Genomic DNA, 20474 nt, shown 5'->3' with positions numbered 1-20474 from the left:
CAATTTTCCAACAATGGGTGCGGTGCGCGCTTCGGGTTCGATGTGTCTATTGTCAAACCATTATTCGACCGCAACTCGAAGTCACGTTCACTTTCAGTTGTAGGCGACACGACGCCGGCAGTTACGGCTGTCGGCAGGCCGCGAGCATGCTCGGGGTCACTTAGATGTGGAAGGAATTCCTTTGCGTATCTCACGCATAGCGACCGGCGCGGTCGCGCTCGGAATGACGGCAGTGCTGATCACGGCATGTTCGTCCGGCGATTCGTCGGGCGGATCGTCCAGTGGCGTCGTCAACGCCTGGGCGGGCGAGCCTCAGAACCCGTTGATCCCCACGAACACGAGTGAGAACATGGGCGGCCGCGTCCTCGACTCGCTGTTCTCCGGTCTCGTTTCGTACACCGCAGACGGCGGTACGGAGAACGAGGTTGCCGAGTCCATCGAGAGCACCGACGGTCAGAACTTCACCGTCAAGCTCAAGGACGGCTGGACCTTCACGGACGGCACCCCCGTCACCGCGAAGTCGTTCGTCGACGCGTGGAACTACGGCGCCCTCTCCACCAACGCTCAGCTTCAGGCATCGTTCTTCGATCCGATCAAGGGCTACGACGAAGTTGCCGCCGAGGTTCCGACGGCACAGACCATGTCGGGTCTGAAGGTTGTGGACGACTCCACCTTCACCATCGAACTCAAGCAGCCCGAGTCGGCGTTCCCCGATCGCCTCGGCTTCACGGCGTACTACCCGCTGCCCGAGGTCGCGTTCAAGGACATGACCGCCTTCGGTGAGAACCCGATCGGCAACGGCCCGTACAAGCTCGACGGAACCGGCGCGTGGCAGCACAACGTCCGCATCGACACCGTCGTGAACCCGGACTACAACGGCAACCGTAAGCCGAAGAACGCCGGCGTCGACTTCATCATGTACAACAGCCTCGACACGGCGTACACCGATCTCCTGGCCAACAACGTCGACGTTCTCGACCAGGTTCCTCCGAGCGCCGTCACGACCTTCGAGTCGGACCTGCCCGGACGCACCGTCAACCAGCCGTCGGCAACCATCGAGACGTTCACGATCCCGGGTCGCCTGCCGCACTTCAGCGGCGAAGAGGGCATGCTCCGCCGTCAGGCGATCTCGATGGCGATCAACCGCGATCAGATCACCCAGCAGATCTTCAACAAGACCAGGACGCCTGCACTCGACTTCACCAGCCCCGCAATCAAGGGCTGGAACGACTCGCTGACCGGTAACAGCAACGTGAAGTTCGATCCCGAGGCGGCCAAGGCTGCTTGGGCCAAGGCCGACGCCATCGCACCGTGGTCCGGCAGCTTCGAGATCGCCTACAACTCCGACGGCGGACACCAGGAATGGGTCGATGCCACGGCGAACAGCATCCGCAACACCCTCGGTATCGACGCGAAGGGCAAGCAGTACGCCACCTTCGCTCAGATCCGCACCGAAGCCACCGACCGCACCATCCAGAGCTCTTTCCGCTCCGGTTGGCAGGGCGACTACCCGCAGCAGTACGGCTTCCTGGCGCAGAACTACCAGACCGGCGGCAGCTCCAACGACGGTGACTACTCCAACCCCGAGTTCGACCGCCTCCTGCGCGAATCGGCCGGCCAGACCGATCAGGCGAAGGCTCAGGAACTGCTCGATCAGGCCCAGGAAGTCCTGCTCAAGGACCTGCCCGCAGTTCCGACGTGGTACCGCAACGCTGCCAGTGGATGGTCGGAGAACGTTTCCAACGTGACCATCAGCTGGAACGGTGTTCCGGTCTACGAAGACATCGAAAAGAACTGACGCGTAGAACGATCCGCATCTGAAACGTGAGTTCGGGGCGGCAGGCGCCCTGCCTGCCGTCCCGAACTCGTGTTCACACCGGACTGTCCGCTGACGTACACGATCATCGACAAGGAGGTGATCCGATGCTCTGGTACATCGGTCGCCGAGTGCTTCAAATGATCCCGGTTTTTCTCGGGGCCACTCTTCTGATCTACGCCATGGTCTTCCTGCTTCCCGGTGATCCGATTGCCGCGTTGGCGGGCGACAAGGCGCTCAGTCCGGCTGTGGCAGCACAGCTTCGGGAGCGCTACCACCTCGATCTCCCCTTCTATCAGCAGTACCTGCTGTACCTGAAGGGCATCTTCACGCTGGACTTCGGCACGTCGTTCTCCGGACGACCTGTCAGTGAAGTTCTGGCACAGGCATTTCCGATCACGATGAAACTTGCCTTCATGGCACTGATCGTCGAGACGGTCTTCGGTGTCGGCTTCGGCCTCATCGCGGGCCTGCGTAAGGGCGGATTCTTCGACAGCACCGTCCTGCTGTTCAGCCTCGTTCTCATCGCCATCCCGATCTTCGTGATCGGCTTCCTGGCTCAGTTCTTCATCGGCGTCAAATGGGGCATCGTCCCGCCGACGGTCGGTGGCAACACCAGCTTCACCAATCTCCTGCTCCCTGCCCTGGTTCTTGGTTCGGTCTCGTTCGCGTACGTACTGCGACTGACCCGAACGTCCGTGGCGGAGAATCTGACTGCCGATTACGTCCGCACCGCTACCGCCAAGGGACTTTCCCGTGGACGAGTGGTTCGCGTGCACGTGTTGCGCAACTCGCTGATCCCCGTGGTCACGTTCCTGGGTGCCGACCTCGCAACGTTGATGGGCGGCGCCATCGTCACCGAGGGCATCTTCAACATCAACGGCGTCGGTGGCACGATCTACCAGGCCGTGACCAGAGGTGAAGCGCCGACGGTGGTTTCGTTCGTCACCATCCTGATCGTGATCTACCTGATCGCGAATCTGCTCGTCGACCTCTTGTACGCCGCGCTCGATCCGAGGATCCGCTATGTCTGAGACCGTGAAGACCGGACGCGCAGTCCGGCAAAGTCATTTCGTGGCACCGCCCGAAGTTGCGGCACCGGGGGAGACGGACGCCGTCAAACTCGATCAGGCGCCGACCAGCATGTGGACCGATGCGTGGCGCGACCTACGCAAGCGCCCCCTGTTCATCATCTCGACGATCATCATCCTCGCGGTCATCGTCATCGCAGCGTTTCCGAGCTTGTTCACGAGCACCGATCCGCGGTTCTGCGACCTCACCTACAGCATGCAGGGACCGACCTCAGGGCACTGGTTCGGTTTCGACCGCCAGGGCTGTGACGTGTACTCGCGCACCATCTACGGTGCTCGCGCATCCGTACTCGTGGGCGTCGGTGTCACGGCGTCGGTGCTGGTGATCGGCGTGATCTTCGGTGCGCTGTCCGGTTTCTACGGCGGATGGACCGATTCGATCCTCTCCCGTGTCGCCGACATCTTCTTCGGCATCCCGCTGATCCTGGCTGCCATCGTCCTGATGCAGCTGTTCACCGATCGCACCATCTGGACTGTCGTCGGCGTCCTGGCGCTCTTCGGCTGGCCGCAGATGGCAAGAATTGCTCGCGGCGCGGTGATCTCGGCGAAGAACAACGATTACGTCATGGCTTCGGAAGCATTGGGTGTCTCGAAGCTCAAGACACTGATCCGCCACGTCATCCCGAACTCGTTGGCGCCCATCATCGTGGTCGCCACCATATCGCTCGGTACGTACATCGTTGCCGAGGCGACGCTGTCCTTCCTCGGTATCGGTCTTCCGTCCACCGAGGTTTCGTGGGGCGGCGACATCAGCAACGCACAGGTGACGCTGCGTCAGGGTTCGACCATTCTGTTCTACCCGGCAACGGCTTTGGCGATCACCGTTCTCGGATTCATCATGATGGGTGACGCTCTGCGCGACGCCCTCGATCCCAAGTCGCGGAAGCGGTGAGCACGATGACCACCAAGGAAACTCTCACCTCGGAGGAAACTCCGTTGCTCGAGATTCGTGATCTCGAGGTGTCTTTCCAGTCCAATTCCGGTCCGGTTCCGGCAGTTCGAGGCGTCAGCCTGACCGTCTACCCGGGTCAGACGGTCGCGATCGTCGGCGAATCGGGTTCGGGTAAGTCCACCACCGCCCACTCGATCATCAATCTGCTTCCCGGCACCGGCAAGGTGACGGCAGGCGAGATCATCTTCGACGGCAAGGACATCTCGAAGGTCTCGGAGAAGGACTTCGTCCACATCCGGGGAAGCCAGATCGGTTTGGTTCCGCAGGACCCGATGTCGAATCTGAATCCCGTGTGGAAAGTGGGCTTCCAGATCGAGGAAGCACTGGCCGCCAACGGGATCGCCAAGGGCAAGGCAGCCAAGGTTCGGGCCGCCGAACTGCTCGAGGAGGCAGGACTCGCCGAAGCCGAGAGCAGGTTGGGGCAGTACCCGCACGAGTTCTCGGGCGGTATGCGTCAGCGCGCACTCATCGCGATCGGGTTGTCCGCTCGTCCGAAGCTCCTGATCGCGGACGAGCCGACGTCGGCGCTCGACGTCACGGTCCAGCGTCAGATCCTCGATCACCTAGACGGTCTGACAACGGAACTCGGCACCGCCGTTCTGCTCATCACTCACGATCTGGGCTTGGCCGCCGAGCGCGCCGAGCATCTGATCGTGATGAGCAAGGGTCGTATCGTCGAATCCGGTCCGGCGCTGGAGATTCTGAAGCGCCCGCAGCATCCGTACACGCAGAAGCTGGTCGCTGCTGCGCCGTCGTTGGCGTCGAAGCGGCTCAGCTCATCAGTGGCACGCGCCGAGATTCGCGAACAGGCGGAAGAGGTCGCCGAAGCGGTCAAGGCCGAGGAAAGTGCGGCAGAGTCCTTCGGCAAGGCGACCGACGACGTTCTTGTCGTCGATCATCTGACCAAGGTGTTCAAGCTGCGCAAGGGTTTCCGCAAGACCACCGACTTCACAGCCGTGAACGACGTGTCCTTCAAGGTCCGCCGCGGAACCACGACTGCAATCGTCGGCGAATCGGGTTCCGGTAAGTCGACGGTCGCGCAGATGGTTCTCGGCTTGCTCGAGCCCACCGCAGGCAACGTGGTCTTCGACGGTCAGGACGTGTCCAAACTCGGAGCGAAGGAAACCTTTGCGTTCCGTCGTCGAGTGCAGCCGATCTTCCAGAACCCTTACGGCACGCTCGACCCGATGTACTCGATCTACCGCACGATCGAAGAGCCGCTGCGTACCCACAAGGTCGGGACCAAAGCAGAACGGGAGGCTCGCGTCCGCGAACTTCTCGACAAGGTCGGTCTGCCCCAGTCGGTCATGCGACGGTTCCCGAACGAGCTCTCCGGCGGACAGCGTCAGCGCGTCGCAATTGCGCGAGCGTTGGCACTTCAGCCGGAGGTCGTGATCTGCGACGAGGCGGTCTCCGCTCTTGACGTGCTCGTGCAGGATCAGATCTTGACCCTGCTCAACGACCTGCAGGCAGAGTTCGGGTTGACGTACCTCTTCATCACACACGACCTGGCCGTGGTTCGTCAGATCGCGGACAACGTGTTGGTGATGTCGCGTGGCTCGATCGTCGAATCGGCACCGATCGACGATGTGTTCGGCAATCCGCAACAGGACTACACCCGCAAGTTGCTCGACGCGATTCCCGGCGGGTCCATCACGCTGGGAAGCTGACGCAACAGGTAGGTAGGCAAGTCCGCAGAGGGGCTGCAAGGGTACCGTCGTTGATCGTGACGGACCCCTTGCAGCCCCTCGTCGATCTTCCAGGCGTACGCGCCGCCGCCGATCATGCGCGCGACGCTCTGGGTGAGGTTCATCGGCACAAGACCAACCGTCGCGGTTGGCCCACCACTGCCGCCGAAGCCGCGGTTCGCGCTGCGCGAGCTTCCGCATCGCTGGCCGGTGGCACCACCGAATTGCCGGCCGAGGGCATGGCCGGTGATCCGATTCTCGCGGGTGCTCTGCGCGTGGCTCAGGCTCTGGACGGCGACAGTCTTCCCCTCATGGAGTCGACGTGGAAGCGCGCCCCGCTGCAGGCTTTGGCCCGGCTGCACCTGCTGGCCGCGGCAGACCTCGTCGAGGACGCGGATCAACTGGGACGGCCACGGTCGGATCGCGGAGTGGGGGAGCGGTTGGACGCTCTCGCGCAACTCGTTACCGGCGGAACCAGTGCGCCGGCGCCGGTTCTGGCGGCCGTCGTACACGGAGAACTCTTGGCGCTGAGCCCGTTCGGCACCGCTGACGGCATCGTTGCACGTGCGGCTTCGCGTCTGGTTGCGGTCTCGTCCGGGTTGGATCCGCACAATCTGGGAGTCCCCGAGGTCAGTTGGCTTCGGCGGCCGCAGGCGTACACGGACGGCGCGGCTGGATTCGCTTCGGGAAATCCGGCGGGTGTCGGCAGTTGGGTGATCTTGTGCTGTGGAGCTCTCGAAGCCGGTGCGCGAGAAGCGACTTCGATCGCCGACGCGGCGACTGGATAGTCTGCAACAGGGCGAGGCCGGCACATAACGAACGGGCGGCGCTGCCGATAAATCGACTTCGCCGCCCGTCAGCACGGACTACTCGTTACCAAGCGTGCTCGGTGGGTTGTGTGGGTGGCCTCGGCGAGGGATCGCACTTTCTGAGGTCGTCCCCGCAACCGGTGCGGGGTCCTCGCTCAAATTGAACGAATCTCGCAGGCCCACAACGCTTCTGCCCTTATAGTGGCTTGTGCTCCGCGTGGGTGCCCTAGTGCCCGTGCTAGGAATTTCAGTTGGGGAAACGGTCCTTCTCTTCCGAGCCGTTCCTGGCCTTCCGTTCTTCCGTAACTCCTTTGTACCCTGTGTCCGGGCTCACAGCAAGTACCAATTTTTGTTTGTGGGCATTGGATTTCAGCGTTTCCGACGCAGTAGCCCGAAGGTCATGGCGCCGGCCACCAGAGCTGCGATTCCCACCGCTGCAGTTGTGGCGACCGTCGTCGTGGACTGGGCTGACAATCGCGCGCGAAGCGAGACCGGGTTCGAGAAAGTCAGTATGGGCCAACCGTTTACGGCTGCTTCCTTGCGTAATGCACGATCGGGGTTGACTGCGGTGGGATGTCCGACCGCCTCGAGCATGGGCAAATCGGTCACCGAGTCGGAGTAGGCGTAACTGGCGGCGAGGTCGTAGCCGTATTCCGCGGCGAGTTTTTCCATCGCCTCGACCTTGCCCGGACCGTAGCAGTAGAAGTCGACCTCGCCGGTGTAGTGGCCGTCTTCTTCCCTCATCGACGTCGCCACGGAGTGGGTGGCGCCGAGGGCGCGGGCGATCGGCGCGACGATTTCCTCGCCCGACGCCGACACCACGATGACGTCGTGTCCACGCAGCTTGTGATCGGCGATCAGATCGGCCGCCTCGGCAAAGACGAGTGGGTCGACGATGTCGTGCAGAGTCTCCGCGACGATGGCCTTCACCTGTTCCACGTCCCAGCCCGCGCACATCGCCGTCAGGTGCTCGCGCATGCGCTCCATCTGATCGTGATCGGCGCCGGACAGAAGAAACAGGAATTGCGCATAGCTGCTCTTGAGAACCGAGCGTCGATTGATCAGACCCTGGGCGAAGAATGGCTTGCTGAACGCCAGGGTGCTCGACTTCGCGATGATCGTTTTGTCCAAATCGAAGAAAGCGGCTGTCCGCCCGGTATTCAGTCCGTTCGCAGGCTTGTCGGTCACAGGAATGAGGATAGTCCGACAGGCGGTTCGTGTGCTCCTCGGCAAGCGTCCTCTTTCGGCGAAAAACAGCAGTTCAGTGCAGCTCAGGCTTGCATTTCTCGCCAATGGCGGGTGTAAGATCGTTGCTGTTCGATTCGTTCGAACTAGTTCAGCCCGACCCCCCGGGGCTGAACTCAGACGGCCCCCGCCTCCTCCCCCCATTGGCGGGGGTCGTCCTCTGTCTCAGGTCTGTTTCTCCACAACTTCTCAGTTGTCCACAGGCTCTCTCGACCCACTGTTTTCGGTGCTGGTGCTCGTTCAGGCTCTGCAGTCATGAACACGACGATCAACTCTCGGGAAACCGGGGCTCCCATTCTGGTTCTCGTCGACGACGCGAAGGTCCTCGCGAGCGTGCGACGCGTCGCTGCCGCGGTGGACCGCCGTCTGGACGAGGCCGAGCATCCCGTTTCCCGGCAACAGTGGAACCGGGCCTCGGCGGTCGTATTGGACGCGTCGGCTGCGCGGGATGCTCTGGCTCGTTCCCCTAAACGAACGCGAGTGTTCCTCGTGTGCGACGGCACACCGACCGTCGACGACTGGAAGAGCGCCACCGCGATCGGAGCCCACAGCGTTCTGTCCCTGCCGGAAGAGGAGAACGCGCTGGTCGCAGTTCTGGCCGACCACGTAGACGTGAGTGGTGACGGCACCGTCGTGAGCGTGGTGGGTGGTTGTGGCGGCGGCGGAGCCTCGGCAACAGCTGCGGCTGTCGCGTTGACGTCGGCGGCACGTCACGTCCCGACGCTACTGGTGGACGTCGACGCACTCGGCTCCGGCGCTGATGTGCTGTTGGGCATCGAGACGACCCCCGGATTGCGTTGGGGTGCACTGACCGTCGAGGGCGGGCGGTTGGCCCCGGATGCGCTGCGCGATGCCCTGCCGGCAAAGGGAAAGTTCTTGAGGGTTCTGGCGAGCAGTCGCCGCGAGATCGACGGTCCGACAGTGACCGCCGTTCGCGCCGTGCTGGACGCAGGTCGCAGTTCCGGCGGACTCGTGGTCTGCGACGTGCCACGTCATCCCAGCGAGGTAGGTCAGGCCGCGTTGGAGATGTCGGATTTGGTTCTCGTGGTGGTTCCGGCCACCGTGGCTGCGTGCGTCGCTGCCGAGAAGGTCGGAGCCTGGGTGGTGCGACACAACTCCAATGTCGGGCTCGTCGTGCGTGGGCCGGCGCCGGGAGGCCTACGCGGCGCCGATGTGGCAGACATGCTCGGTCTGCCGCTGACGGCCGTGATGCGCGGCCACCGCTCGCTGGCGCCGATGCTCGAGCGCGGTGGCCTCGAATTGACCCGAGGTTGTCCGCTGAGTGCGGTGGCAACGGCGGTACTCGACGCCGTCGAATCCGGCGCACGCCCGCGCAGGGCTGCGGCATGAGCGCGTTGGTCACGACAGAACTGCTCGACCGAGTTCGCGAGCGGCTGACGGCGTCGTCGGTCGCCGAGCCGACGGCGGCCACCGTTGCCGACGCCGTGCGAGCCGAGTCCTCTGGCGTTCTGGCGGACACGGATCTGTTGGAGGTCGTCAGGGTGCTCCAGACGGAACTGACAGGCGCAGGGCCGCTCGAACCACTGCTGCACGAACCCGGTGTCGCCGATGTACTGGTGACCGCGCCGGATCAGGTCTGGGTGGACCGCGGGGTCGGCCTCGAAAGGTCAGGGGTCCGGTTCACCGACGAGGCAGCCGTGCGTCGACTGGCGCAGCGGTTGGCACTGTCGGCAGGTCGACGCCTCGACGACGCCCAACCGTGGGTCGACGGCCGTCTGCGGGGCGTCGGCGACGGGCACTTCGGGGTACGACTTCATGCCGTACTCGCACCGGTGGCCCAGGGCGGAACCTGCGTGTCACTGCGAGTGCTGCGGCCCGCAACACAGGGTCTCGACGCGCTGTGTGCTCACGGCGCCGTGGAACCGGACGCGCGCGAACTCCTCGATCGCATCATCTCGTGCCGCTTGGCCTTCCTGGTGATCGGCGGTACTGGCGCGGGAAAGACCACGTTGTTGTCCGCCATGCTCGGCGCCGTCGACCCGCGCGAGCGAATCGTCTGCGTCGAGGACGCGGCCGAACTAGCGCCGCCGCATCCGCACGTCGTCCGCCTCGTCGCCAGGGCTCCCAACGTCGAGGGCGTCGGAGAGGTGACGGTGCGCGATCTGGTTCGGCAGGCACTGCGGATGCGTCCCGATCGCATCGTCGTCGGTGAGGTCCGCGGTGCAGAGGTGACGGATCTGCTCACGGCGATGAACACCGGCCACGACGGCGGCGCCGGCACCGTTCACGCCAATTCGCCCGAAGAGGTGCCGGCCAGACTCGAGGCGTTGGCTGCGCTCGGCGGTATGGATCGCCACGCGTTGCACAGTCAACTTGCCGCGGCAGTTCAAGTGATCCTGCACGTACACAGATCGGCCGACGGATCGAGGCGTCTCGAACAGATCGGCGTCATCGATCGCGGTGCGGACGGATACGTACAAATCATGCAGGCATGGCCGGACGGCGGTTCGGGTCGTGAGCGGCTCGAGCGGATGTTCCGGCTTCGCAATCGAGAGGTCGGGACGTGACAGTTTCCTTCCTGGTCCTCGCGTTGGCGGTCTCGATTGCGCCGGTGCGGGATTCACGTGCTCGGCTCGCTACGTACGCCCCGAGCATCCGCAAGCCCTCCCGGCAGATTCCGTGGCAGTTGGTCGCCGCATTTTTCGCGGTGTCGGCTGCAGGGGTTCTCGGAGGCTTGTCGGCAGGATGCGCAGCGGTTGTCCTCGCCGGAACCTTGATCTTTCGTGGGCGCCGCGCGAAGGCGGCCGAAAACCGGGACCTCTCACAGAAGATGCTGCTCTCCGGTCTGGAGGTGCTGATCGCCGAGCTGAGCGTCGGCGCGCATCCTGCAGTTGCCAGTTCTGTTGCAGGCGAGGAATGTAGCGGCGAAGTAAGTGCGGTGTTCCGGTCCGCTGGGGCCAGGGCGCGTCTCGGTGGTTCTGCCGCGGCGGCCTTCGCGGTACCGGATTCGTGCATCGAGCGTGAGTTCTTCCGTATCGGATCCGTCTGGCGGGTCGCAGACCAACACGGTCTGGCTCTGGCTGAACTACTCGGTGCGGTCCGGACGGACATGTTGGGGCGTAGACGCTTTCGTCAGCGCACCGAGGCCGGGTTGGCGGGCGCTCGGGCGACCGCCGCCGTGCTGGCTTTTCTACCGCTGCTGGGGATCGGCCTCGGCCAGTTGATGGGCGCGTCGCCTCTGCGCGTGCTGTTCGGAGGTGGGCTCGGCGGCGTGCTGCTCGTGATCGGAACTGCGTGTGTCTCAGCTGGTTTGCTCTGGACCGACCGGATAACTGCGAAGGTCACGTCGTGAGTTGGGCATCCGTGGCGATGATCGCGTTGGCGCTCGCGATCATTCCCACTCGCCGCGGTGCTTCGGCCAGGGCGACAGAAATTCTGTTCGCGGACACAACAACAGAAAATTCGGTTTCAGCCCCGGACAAGCCGGATCCACTCGCGGTTGCCGCAAGTCTCGACCTTCTCGGGGCCTGCCTGCGAGCGGGGCTTCCCGTCTCCGCCGCGATCACAGCGATGGCGTCGACGGCACCGAAACCGATGGCCGACACGCTCAGTCGCGTCGCCGACCTTCTCACGCTCGGTGCTGATCCCGACGCCGCGTGGAGCGAAGCCGCTCTCGATCCCGATACCGAGGCGCTGGCCAGAATGGCTCGGCGTTCCGCCCGTTCGGGTTCGTCGCTGTCCTCGTCCATGGCCGAACTCGCCGAGCGCAGTCGAGGTGACGCCGAGGATCTGGCTGCTGCCGCGGCCGAACGTGCGGGAGTGCTGATCAGCGGTCCACTCGGACTGTGTTTCCTGCCGGCGTTCATCGCCTTGGGCATCGTCCCGGTGGTGATCGGGCTTGCCACGACTGTGCTCGGTAACGGCCTGTTGTGAGCCGGATCCGTATGAAAGCTCCTGCGGCAGAACTGCTGCCACAGGTTTTGATTGAAGGGGGAAAAATGATTTCGAAGACGTTCAGGACGATGTCGGCCAGATTTGCGCTGTTGGTAACGGAGGACGACGGTATGTCTACCGCGGAGTATGCGATCGGCACGATTGCGGCTGCCGCATTCGGTGCCGTCCTGTACACGGTTGTCACCGGCGACTCCATTGTCTCGGCGCTGACAGGCATCATCGACAAGGCGCTCAAGACAGCTGTGTGATGTTGTCCACGAGAGGTATTCGGCAAGCCGACGACGGCGCCGTGACGGTGGAGGCTGCGATTGCTCTGGCTTCGATCGTCACGGTGGTCGTGCTGTGTATCGGTGGCGTCCTCGCGGTGTCGATGCAGGTGCGGTGTGTCGACGCAGCTCGTGAGGCCGCGCGGTTGGTGGCACGTGGTGATCGTGAGTCTGCGGTCGCCACGGCCCGCCGGATCGCACCCCAAGATGCGTCGATCTCGGTGGAGATCGTTGACGGCTTTGCCGTTGCCGTTGTCAGCGCCGAGAGTACGTTGCTGCCGCTGGTCGACATTTCTTCCGAGGCTGTGGCAGCTGTGGAGTCAGGGGTGGAAGAGGGGTGAACCTACGTGACGACGAAGGTGTTGCCACTGTTCTGGCGTGCTGCGTTTTGGCAGCGATCGTGATGGTGACTGGTGGGATGCTGCATGTCGGGTCCGCGGTGGTGGCCCGGCACACTGCTCAGTCGGCCGCCGATCTTTCGGCTCTCGGCGGTGCGGGCGCCTTGGACGGAGGTGAGGCGTCTGCGTGTGCGAAGTCCGCGGCCATCGCGGAGCGTATGCGTACGGTGCTCGCGGAATGTGAGGTGCAGGGGTGGGATGTGGTGGTCGAGATACGTGCACCGGTGTTGTTGTCGGGCTTCGGGATCGGTGATGCGCGGGCTTCCGCTCGTGCGGGTCCAGTCGGCTGATCGTGTCTCAGTTGATCGTCTCGATGACGGCGGTCAGAACCTTGACCGCGCCGTCTTTGTCGAGTGGGTCGTTTCCGTTGCCGCACTTGGGTGAATAGACGCAGGACGGGCATCCGTGAGCGCACTCGCAGGAGAGTATGGCGTCGCGCGTCGCGGTGAGCCATCGTGACAGTTCGCTGTGCCCCCGGTCGGCGAACCCGGCGCCGCCGGCGTGACCGTCGTAGACGAAGACAGTCGGGAGTCCGGTGTCGGCGTGCATGGCCGTCGATACTCCGCCGATGTCTCCGCGGTCGCAGATCGCCACCAGTGGCAGCAGGCCGATCGCGGCATGTTCGGCGGCATGCAGTGATCCGGGGAACCGTTCGGGCGGCACCCCGATGGATTCGAGAAGTTCCGGCGTGACCGTGTACATCACTGCCCTGGTGGGCAAAGTGTGAGCGGGCATGTCGAGTTCGATCGAGTCGAGGACTTCACCCGAAGTCAACCGTCGTAGGTACCCGACGACTTGATGTGTCACCTCGACCTGGACGAGAGCGACGGCGATGTCGCCGTAGTTCTTGTGCTCGAGTTGTTCGGTGATCGTGATTTCGGTGGTCTCGCGAGCCGAGGTGGTCCAGTCCGGATTCTCGGTGTGTACCAATGCGAGTCCGACGTCGAGGTCCAGTTCGTCGACGACATAGGTCTCGCCTTGATGGATGTGCACGGCACCGGGATGAACTGTGGCCGGAGCGCGGCCCGCGTCGACAGTACCCAGCATCCGGCCGGATTCACCGTCGACAATGGCCACCTGAGTTCCGATACCGCCGCGAATGTCCAAAGAGCCGTGGGGGTTCGAATCGGCGGTGACGAACCATCCGTGCTTTCGGCGCCGGATCTTGCCTTCCTCCGACAGCCTGGTCAGAACCTCGAGAGCCCCGAAAGAGTCCACCTCGACATCGGAAAGTGGGAGTTCCATTGCAGCGCAGAGAAGTTGTGGTCCCAGGACGTACGGATTTCCGGGATCTGTCACCGTCGCCTCGACGGGTTTGTCGAGTACCGCCGACGGATGGTGAACGAGGTAGGTGTCGAGTGGATCGTCGCGGGCGATCAACACGACGAGTGAACCCTCGCCGCGTCGCCCGGAGCGACCGGCCTGCTGCCAGAACGAGGCAACGGTCCCCGGGAAGCCTGCCACGACAACGGCGTCGAGGCCTGCGATGTCGACGCCGAGCTCCAGCGCGTTGGTGGTGGCTGCGCCCAGCAGCGTGCCGTCGGCGAGCGCAGCTTCCAGTTCGCGACGGTCCTCGGCCAGATATCCGGCGCGATACGACGCGACTCGCTCGGCGAGGTCCGGGTCCACCTCGGCGAGTAGACGTTTGGTGGCCATCGCGGTCAGTTCGGCACCGCGGCGGGAGCGGACGAAGGTGAGAGTACGGGCGCCCTCGATCATGAGGTCGGCCATGATCCGCGCTGCTTCCGCGCCCGCGGGACGTCGTACCGGGCTACCGTTTTCGCCGGTCAATGCCTCGAGTAGCGGAGGCTCCCACAGTGCGACGGTGCGTGGGCCGTGCGGCGATCCGTCTTCCGTGACCTCGGTGCAGTGTGCGCCGATGAGCCGCGAGGCCGCCGCGCCGGGATCTGCCGTGGTCGCGCTGGCCAGGATGAAGGTAGGTTCGGCGCCGTAACGCGCTGCAATCCTGCGCAGTCGCCGGATCACGAGCGCGACGTTGGATCCGAAGACTCCCCTGTAGGAGTGGCATTCGTCGATGATCACGTATTTCAGGTTGCGGAAGAAGTGCGCCCATCGCTGATGGGTGCGGAGCAGCGAAATGTGGATCATGTCGGGGTTGGTGAAGAGCCAGCGTGAGTTCTCGCGTGCCCAGGTGCGGAGTTCCTGCGAGGTGTCGCCGTCGTACGCACTGGCGTTCGTACTGCGAAGTTCGACGTCGAAGTCGGTGAGGGACAGCACTGCTCGCAGTTGATCCGAGCCCAGCGCTTTGGTGGGGGAGAGGTACAGGGCAGTTGCGAGCGGATCGGTCGCCATGGCCGTCAGCACCGGGAGTTGGTATGCCAGTGACTTACCCGACGCCGTACCCGTGGCCACGACCACGTGTTTTCCCTCGTGAGCGAGGTCTGCGGCCTCACTCTGGTGGATCCACGGGGACCGCACGCTGTGCTCGGCGAGCGCGCGTACGACGCTGGGGTGCACCCACTCCGGCCATTCGGTGAACTCGGCTACGCGAGCAGGCAACTGCGCGGTGAACATCAGTGGTTTTTCGCTTCCACTGACCCCGGCGACGACGCGATCGAGCAGCATCTGCCCGTAGGTGTCGCCAGGCTTCCCTCCCGGGGCGGGGATCGGGGAAGGTGCGTTCACGTGACTCTCCGGGCTCGGCGTTGGGGTGTGGCGGCAATCGGAAACTGTCGCTACCTGCAGTTTTGATGATACGCAACGGCCGGCGGTCTTGGTGGAACCGGGTGGTCGGCGCGGAAGCGGGAAGCCACGATCGTGGGCCGTTTTTCTCGTAGCGAACTTTTAACGTTTTTAGTTCCCTTTTCGACTGTTGTGCACGCGGAGAACATGGTTGACTGACAATCGGTCGCAGCTTCTGTGTTCGTAGGCTTGAGAAAGTGCACGCTCGCAGGATCGTTGTTGCGGGCGCGGTGCTCTGCCTTTCCTGAGGGGGAAATAAAGACGTACAGCGGTCGGAACCGGCCCGGTGGACTGTAAGGGCTGTTCACCGAATCCGGTGTTAGAAAGAGAAGGAAAAGCATGGCACAGGGCACTGTGAAGTGGTTCAACGCTGAAAAGGGCTTCGGCTTCATCGCTCCCGAAGACGGTTCCGCAGACGTCTTCGTTCACTACTCCGAAATTCAGGGCAACGGCTTCCGTACCCTCGAGGAGAACCAGCGTGTGGAGTTCGAGGTCGGCCAGGGCACCAAGGGTCCCCAGGCTACCGGCGTTCGCGCGGTCTGATTTTTCCGCTCACTCGCTGAGCGATTAGTTCGGACAGTATTTGTCCCCCATCGCATCCGTGCGGTGGGGGACAAATCTTTTCGGGCTGAGCCAGTCTTTCTCTGTCCGAGGTAATGCACGCAGCTGTTCGACCACGGCCGGTCGTCTATGCCGTCAGTACCTTCGTGGCTTACGTTTCACTCTGTGAGCCAACTGTCCTTTTTCTCTGCCGAGTCGATTCCACCTGCCGTGACGGACCTCGCCGGAATGCTGGCCGGACCGGGTCAGGTCGTGACCTCGGAGGACCGTGCCCGGATCTCGATCGTCGTGGATCGGGACTGGAGAGCGCAGGCCGTTGCCGAGTTGATCGCGCAGTGCGGACTCGGGGCCGAGGTGACGCGTAGTGAAGAAGGCAGCCCATTGGTCCGCACTCAGTCGACGCCCGCACTCCTTCCGCTGTCCGTGCAGTGGACCAAGGGAGCTGTGAAGGCGGTGCCGGTCGGTTGGGTACCGAACTCCCGCCAACTCCGGGTGTGGGCCGTCGCGGCCGGCAGGCTCGAAGAAGGCGGCGAGCGATTCGTGTTCGGCCTCGACCCCCATGCCAAGGAGACGCACGCACCGCTGGCTCAGGCCTTGATGCGGGTTGGTATCGCGCCGACTCAACTGGGTAACCGGACACCGGGCCCGGGGCTCCGTGTGTCGGGAAAGAAGAGACTGACAAAGCTCGTCGAATACCTCGGTGAGGCGCCGAAACACGTCGACACTTCGGTCGCCTGGCCGCACGTCTGACAGTGCTCTTGCCTCGTGTCCGACGGTGCTCATGCCGCGTGTCCGACGGAGCCCATACTGTACTGATCTGCACGAATGTCTTGCGGGTATGTCACTCTGTAAAGAGAGACACGGGGTATAACTTGCTCCACACGTCTAGTTCTGAAGATCTGCCGACGGCAGTGAACGTCCAAAGGAAGGCTCGGGCAGCAGGTGGCTAAAGCGGACAACGGCAGCGGTCAGGGAGCGTCCGGTAACCCTCGTCGCCTCGTGATCGTCGAGTCACCGACCAAGGCGCGCAAAATCGCTCCCTACCTCGGTAAGGACTACGTCGTAGAGGCATCGGTCGGTCACATTCGCGACCTGCCGCGAGGCGCAGCAGACGTTCCGGCCAAGTACAAGGGCGAGTCATGGGCCCGTCTCGGCGTCAACGTCGATCACGACTTCGAGCCGCTCTATGTCGTGAGCCCGGAAAAGAAGGGCAAGGTCGCCGAACTCAAGTCTCTGTTGAAGGACGCCGACGAGCTCTTCCTCGCAACTGACCCCGACCGTGAGGGCGAGGCAATCGCCTGGCATCTCCTCGAGACTCTCAAGCCCAAGATTCCGGTTCGTCGAATGGTCTTCCACGAGATCACCGAGCCGGCAATCCGTGCTGCCGCCGAAGACACCCGCGAACTCGACACCGACCTCGTCGATGCTCAGGAAACCCGCCGCATCCTCGACCGTCTCTACGGTTACGAGGTCAGCCCGGTTCTCTGGAAGAAGGTCATGCCGAAGCTCTCGGCCGGCCGCGTCCAGTCGGTGGCCACTCGCGTCATCGTCCAGCGTGAACGCGAGCGCATGGCGTTCAAGTCGGCGTCGTACTGGGACATTTCCGCGACGCTCGACGCCGGTGCAGAGGCCAGCCCGCGTAGTTTCGGTGCTCGCCTCGTCTCCGTCGACGGTTCGCGTGTCGCCTCCGGTCGCGATTTCGGAGCTGACGGAAAGCTCAAGGGCAGCGCGGTCACCGTGCTCGACGAGGCGTACGCGCGTCGTCTGGCGGAAGCGTTGCAGGGCGTCGACCTCACGGTTTCCTCCGCCGAGGACAAGCCGTACACGCGCAAGCCTTACCCGCCGTTCATGACGTCGACGCTCCAGCAGGAAGCCGGACGCAAACTTCGTTTCACGTCCGAGCGCGCCATGCGTATCGCGCAGCGTCTGTACGAAAACGGCTACATCACCTACATGCGTACCGACTCGACGACGCTCTCGGAGTCGGCGATCGCAGCCGCTCGTGCGCAGGCCACCGAGTTGTACGGTCCGGAGTACGTCCATCCGACGCCGCGTCAGTACACCCGCAAGGTCAAGAACGCGCAGGAAGCGCACGAGGCGATCCGCCCCGCCGGCGACGTGTTCCAGACCCCGGGTCAGCTGCACTCCAAGCTCGATTCCGACGAGTTCAAGCTGTACGAACTGATCTGGCAGCGGACCGTCGCTTCGCAGATGGCCGACGCCCGCGGTACGACGCTGACGCTCCGCATCTCCGGCACGGCAGGCACCGGCGAGGACTGCACGTTCTCCGCTTCGGGTCGCACCATCGTGTTCGCCGGCTTCCTCAAGGCTTACGTCGAAAGTGTCGACGAAGAAGCCGGCGGTCAGTCCGACGACGCCGAATCCAGGCTTCCGGTACTGGTCAAGGGCCAGGAAGTCACGGCCACCAAGCTCGATCCGGACGGGCACAGCACCAACCCGCCCGCTCGCTACACAGAAGCCAGCCTGATCAAGACGCTCGAAGAACTCGGCATCGGCCGTCCTTCGACCTACTCGTCGATCATCAAGACCATCCTCGATCGCGGATACGTCTACAAACGTGGCAGCGCGCTGGTTCCGTCCTGGGTGGCGTTTGCCGTCATCGGACTGCTCGAGGTGCACTTCGGCCGGCTGGTCGACTTCGACTTCACGGCAGGAATGGAAGACGATCTCGACGCGATCGCCGGTGGCCGTGAGCAGCGCGGCAACTGGCTGAGCAGCTTCTACTTCGGCGGCGAGACAGGCGCAGAAGGTTCGGTCGCCCGCGAGGGCGGGCTGAAGAAGATGGTCGGAGTCAACCTCGAGGAGATCGACGCTCGCGAGGTCAACTCCATCCGTCTCTTCGACGACGCCGAGGGTCGCGAGGTGCACGTGCGCGTCGGCCGGTTCGGCCCGTATCTCGAGCGCATGGTTCAGAACCCGGACGATCCCGAAGGCGATCTGATCTCGCAGCGGGCAAATCTTCCCGACGACCTGCCGCCGGACGAGCTCACTCCCGAGTACGCCGAGAAACTGTTCTCGACGCCTCAAGAGGGCCGCAAGCTGGGCGTCGACCCACTGACGGGCCACGAGATCGTCGCGAAGGAAGGCCGCTTCGGTCCCTACGTGACCGAGATCCTGCCCGAACCGCCGGCCGAGCCGGAACCGGACATCGTTCCCGTCTCCACTCCCGAGCCGGAAGAAATCAGTTCGGGCAGTACCAAGACTGCGGTGAAGAAGGCCGCAGCCAAGAAGGCACCCGCGAAGAAGGCTGCCAAGAAGGTCGCGGGCCCCAAGCCGCGGACGGGATCGCTGCTCAAGTCCATGGATTTGGCGACGATCACCTTGGAAGATGCACTTCGTCTGCTGTCGCTTCCGCGCGTGGTGGGTGTCGACCCCGAATCCAAGGAAGAGATCACCGCGCAGAACGGCCGTTACGGTCCGTACCTGAAGAAGGGCACGGACTCACGCTCGCTCGCCAACGAAGAGCAGATGTTCACCGTCACGCTCGACGAAGCGCTCAAGATCTACGCCGAGCCGAAGCGTCGTGGGCGTCAGGCATCGGCAACGCCTCCGTTGCGTGAGTTGGGCGTCGATCCGGTCAGCGAGAAGCCGATGGTGATCAAGGACGGCCGTTTCGGTCCGTACGTCACTGACGGCGAGACCAACGCCAGCCTTCGCAAGGACGACGACGTCGAATCCATTTCCGATGCTCGTGCGTCGGAGTTGCTGGCTGATCGTCGGGCCCGCGGTCCCGTCAAGAAGAAGGCAGCAGCCAAGAAGGCTCCGGCAAAGAAGGCCGCTGCCAAGAAAACAGCCGCAAAAAAGGCCCCGGCCAAGAAGGCTGCCGCCAAGAAGGCTCCGGCGAAGAAGGACTCGTAAGGCTTCGTCGGTGCCGACGGTTAGGGTTTTTGCATGAGTACTGAAGTGGCCGAGCGAGGTGTGTTCGGTCGGCTGGTGGGTCAGCACGACGTCGAGCAGAGCCTGCGTGATGCTGCGCTGTCGGCTCGTGGCGATTCCAGCGGCTCGGAGATGACCCACGCGTGGCTCTTCACCGGGCCACCCGGCTCTGGTCGTTCGGTTGCTGCTCTCTGCTTCGCCGCAGCCCTGCAATGCACCTCCGACGGTGCACCAGGGTGCGGTGAGTGTCATGCGTGTACGACGACGATGGGTGGAACCCACGGTGACGTACGACGGATCATCCCCGACGGCCTGAGCATCAGCGTCAAAGGCATGCGCGAGATAGTCAACATCGCTTCGCGTCGGCCGACGACGGGGCGGTGGCAGGTCATCGTGGTCGAGGATGCCGATCGTTTGACCGAAGGCGCAGCCAACGCCCTGCTGAAGGTTGTCGAGGAGCCACCGGACCGCACGGTCATCCTGCTCTGCGCGCCGACGACCGATCCGGAAGACATGTCTGTCACCCTCCGTTCGCGGTGTAGGCACATGCCGTTGGTGACGCCGTCCGTCGAATCGATCGCTCAGGTACTGATCGACCGCGACGGGCTGGATCCGGAGCGAGCGAGAATCGCCGCATCGATCAGCGGCGGACATGTCGGTCGGGCGCGGCGCCTCGCCACCGACGAGAGCGCGCGGGACGAGCGTCAGCGTTCGCTTCGGCTGGCCGCAGACGCGATCGGTGCTTCGACGGCGTACAAGGCCGCAGAGAACTTGGTGAAGTCGATCGAGGCTGACACCAAGGCGTTCTACGCCGAACTCAAGGAACAGGAACTCGAGGAGCTCAAGGTCTCCTTGGGTGGCGGTGGAACCGGCAAGGGAACAGCCGGGACTCTGCGCGGATCGGCTGGTCTGATCAAGGACCTCGAAGCACGCCAGAAATCGCGCGACACCCGGGCCCGCCGCGATCTTCTCGACCGGACGCTGATCGACCTGGCCGGCATGTACCGGGACGCGCTTTCCTATTCGCTGGGGTCGACGTCGACGGCGACCCATCCCGACATGGCTCGGCAGGCTGCCGAGTTGGCTGCACGAACGTCCCCGGAGGGGTTGCTCAAGTGCATCGAAGCGGTGCT

Annotated in this window: 18 protein-coding genes (1 of these 18 only partly in view); 16 read left to right on the top strand and 2 right to left on the bottom strand. The window is 63.7% G+C overall.

The window, feature by feature from the left end:
• Positions 1–181: 181 nt before the first annotated feature.
• From EEB12_RS12690 to EEB12_RS12670, 5 genes are all read left to right on the top strand, one after another.
• Positions 182–1798 (top strand): ABC transporter substrate-binding protein, encoded by a 1617-nt coding sequence (locus EEB12_RS12690; RefSeq protein ID WP_020968269.1) that lies wholly within the window; start codon positions 182–184, stop codon positions 1796–1798.
• Positions 1799–1923: 125 nt separating this feature from the next.
• Positions 1924–2850 carry an ABC transporter permease gene (locus EEB12_RS12685; RefSeq protein WP_019746637.1) on the top strand — a complete coding sequence of 309 codons (927 nt, stop codon included), beginning with the start codon at positions 1924–1926 and terminating at the stop codon, positions 2848–2850.
• Positions 2843–3799, top strand: coding sequence for an ABC transporter permease (locus EEB12_RS12680; protein WP_019746638.1), 957 nt, complete (start codon positions 2843–2845; stop codon positions 3797–3799). Before EEB12_RS12685 ends, EEB12_RS12680 begins: the two co-directional genes overlap by 8 nt.
• 5 nt (positions 3800–3804) lie before the next feature.
• Complete coding sequence (locus EEB12_RS12675; protein WP_020968270.1) at positions 3805–5529, top strand: dipeptide ABC transporter ATP-binding protein; 1725 nt, start codon at positions 3805–3807, stop codon at positions 5527–5529.
• 56 nt (positions 5530–5585) lie between these two features.
• Positions 5586–6335: a hypothetical protein gene (locus tag EEB12_RS12670; RefSeq protein ID WP_020905979.1), complete on the top strand. Its 750-nt coding sequence runs from the start codon at positions 5586–5588 to the stop codon at positions 6333–6335.
• A gap of 390 nt (positions 6336–6725) precedes the next feature.
• Here EEB12_RS12670 and EEB12_RS12665 read toward each other — a convergent pair whose 3' ends face one another.
• Entirely contained in the window at positions 6726–7544 is an 819-nt protein-coding gene (locus tag EEB12_RS12665; protein ID WP_019746641.1) for an HAD-IB family hydrolase, read from the bottom strand.
• Positions 7545–7856: 312 nt separating this feature from the next.
• On the opposite strand from EEB12_RS12665, the gene ssd reads away from it, so the two are divergent.
• From ssd to EEB12_RS12630, 7 genes are all read left to right on the top strand, one after another.
• Positions 7857–8951, top strand: a complete 1095-nt coding sequence (gene ssd, locus EEB12_RS12660) for a septum site-determining protein Ssd (RefSeq protein WP_141487904.1) — start codon at positions 7857–7859, stop codon at positions 8949–8951.
• Complete coding sequence (locus EEB12_RS12655; protein ID WP_134998514.1) at positions 8948–10129, top strand: TadA family conjugal transfer-associated ATPase; 1182 nt, start codon at positions 8948–8950, stop codon at positions 10127–10129. The genes ssd and EEB12_RS12655 overlap by 4 nt, the downstream gene beginning before the upstream one ends.
• Positions 10126–10914 carry a type II secretion system F family protein gene (locus EEB12_RS12650; protein WP_141487903.1) on the top strand — a complete coding sequence of 263 codons (789 nt, stop codon included), beginning with the start codon at positions 10126–10128 and terminating at the stop codon, positions 10912–10914. Before EEB12_RS12655 ends, EEB12_RS12650 begins: the two co-directional genes overlap by 4 nt.
• Positions 10911–11495, top strand: a complete 585-nt coding sequence (locus tag EEB12_RS12645; RefSeq protein ID WP_141487902.1) for a type II secretion system F family protein — start codon at positions 10911–10913, stop codon at positions 11493–11495. The genes EEB12_RS12650 and EEB12_RS12645 overlap by 4 nt, the downstream gene beginning before the upstream one ends.
• Before the next feature lie 65 nt (positions 11496–11560).
• Complete coding sequence (locus EEB12_RS12640) at positions 11561–11764, top strand: DUF4244 domain-containing protein (protein ID WP_020905984.1); 204 nt, start codon at positions 11561–11563, stop codon at positions 11762–11764.
• Positions 11764–12123 carry a TadE family type IV pilus minor pilin gene (locus EEB12_RS12635; protein WP_020968274.1) on the top strand — a complete coding sequence of 120 codons (360 nt, stop codon included), beginning with the start codon at positions 11764–11766 and terminating at the stop codon, positions 12121–12123. The genes EEB12_RS12640 and EEB12_RS12635 overlap by 1 nt, the downstream gene beginning before the upstream one ends.
• Entirely contained in the window at positions 12120–12470 is a 351-nt protein-coding gene (locus tag EEB12_RS12630; protein ID WP_020905986.1) for an Rv3654c family TadE-like protein, read from the top strand. Before EEB12_RS12635 ends, EEB12_RS12630 begins: the two co-directional genes overlap by 4 nt.
• Positions 12471–12477: 7 nt before the next feature.
• On the opposite strand, the gene EEB12_RS12625 is transcribed toward EEB12_RS12630, so the two are convergent.
• Complete coding sequence (locus EEB12_RS12625) at positions 12478–14766, bottom strand: DEAD/DEAH box helicase (RefSeq protein ID WP_141488674.1); 2289 nt, start codon at positions 14764–14766, stop codon at positions 12478–12480.
• 456 nt (positions 14767–15222) lie between these two features.
• On the opposite strand from EEB12_RS12625, the gene EEB12_RS12620 reads away from it, so the two are divergent.
• The 4 genes from EEB12_RS12620 to EEB12_RS12605 form a co-directional block, all read left to right on the top strand.
• On the top strand, positions 15223–15426 hold the full coding sequence (locus tag EEB12_RS12620) for a cold-shock protein (RefSeq protein ID WP_003946117.1): 204 nt from the start codon (positions 15223–15225) through the stop codon (positions 15424–15426).
• A 183-nt stretch (positions 15427–15609) separates the two neighbouring features.
• Positions 15610–16194 carry a hypothetical protein gene (locus EEB12_RS12615; RefSeq protein ID WP_003946106.1) on the top strand — a complete coding sequence of 195 codons (585 nt, stop codon included), beginning with the start codon at positions 15610–15612 and terminating at the stop codon, positions 16192–16194.
• 192 nt (positions 16195–16386) lie between these two features.
• Positions 16387–19323, top strand: a complete 2937-nt coding sequence (gene topA, locus EEB12_RS12610; RefSeq protein WP_141487901.1) for a type I DNA topoisomerase — start codon at positions 16387–16389, stop codon at positions 19321–19323.
• A 33-nt stretch (positions 19324–19356) separates the two neighbouring features.
• A protein-coding gene (locus EEB12_RS12605; RefSeq protein WP_019746652.1) for a DNA polymerase III subunit delta' crosses the window boundary here: on the top strand, positions 19357–20474 show its 5' portion. Its footprint extends 112 nt past the window's final position; the window shows 1118 of its 1230 coding nt (coding positions 1–1118); it begins with the start codon at positions 19357–19359; the stop codon falls past the right edge of the window.

It is taken from the genome of Rhodococcus sp. WS1, assembly GCF_003797745.1.
Lineage (GTDB): Bacteria > Actinomycetota > Actinomycetes > Mycobacteriales > Mycobacteriaceae > Rhodococcus_F > Rhodococcus_F erythropolis.
This window is presented reverse-complemented; position numbering and strand designations above follow the sequence as displayed.

Excerpts from the sequence above, each read along its gene's own strand:
- EEB12_RS12685 (WP_019746637.1), top strand. The coding sequence starts at position 1,924 with ATGCTCTGGTACATCGGTCGCCGAGTGCTTCAAATGATCCCGGTTTTT.
- EEB12_RS12680 (WP_019746638.1), top strand. The coding sequence starts at position 2,843 with ATGTCTGAGACCGTGAAGACCGGACGCGCAGTCCGGCAAAGTCATTTC.
- EEB12_RS12675 (WP_020968270.1), top strand. The coding sequence starts at position 3,805 with ATGACCACCAAGGAAACTCTCACCTCGGAGGAAACTCCGTTGCTCGAG.
- ssd (WP_141487904.1), top strand. The coding sequence starts at position 7,857 with ATGAACACGACGATCAACTCTCGGGAAACCGGGGCTCCCATTCTGGTT.
- EEB12_RS12655 (WP_134998514.1), top strand. The coding sequence starts at position 8,948 with ATGAGCGCGTTGGTCACGACAGAACTGCTCGACCGAGTTCGCGAGCGG.
- EEB12_RS12640 (WP_020905984.1), top strand. The coding sequence starts at position 11,561 with ATGATTTCGAAGACGTTCAGGACGATGTCGGCCAGATTTGCGCTGTTG.
- EEB12_RS12635 (WP_020968274.1), top strand. The coding sequence starts at position 11,764 with ATGTTGTCCACGAGAGGTATTCGGCAAGCCGACGACGGCGCCGTGACG.
- EEB12_RS12625 (WP_141488674.1), bottom strand. The coding sequence starts at position 14,766 with ATGCTGCTCGATCGCGTCGTCGCCGGGGTCAGTGGAAGCGAAAAACCA.
- EEB12_RS12620 (WP_003946117.1), top strand. The coding sequence starts at position 15,223 with ATGGCACAGGGCACTGTGAAGTGGTTCAACGCTGAAAAGGGCTTCGGC.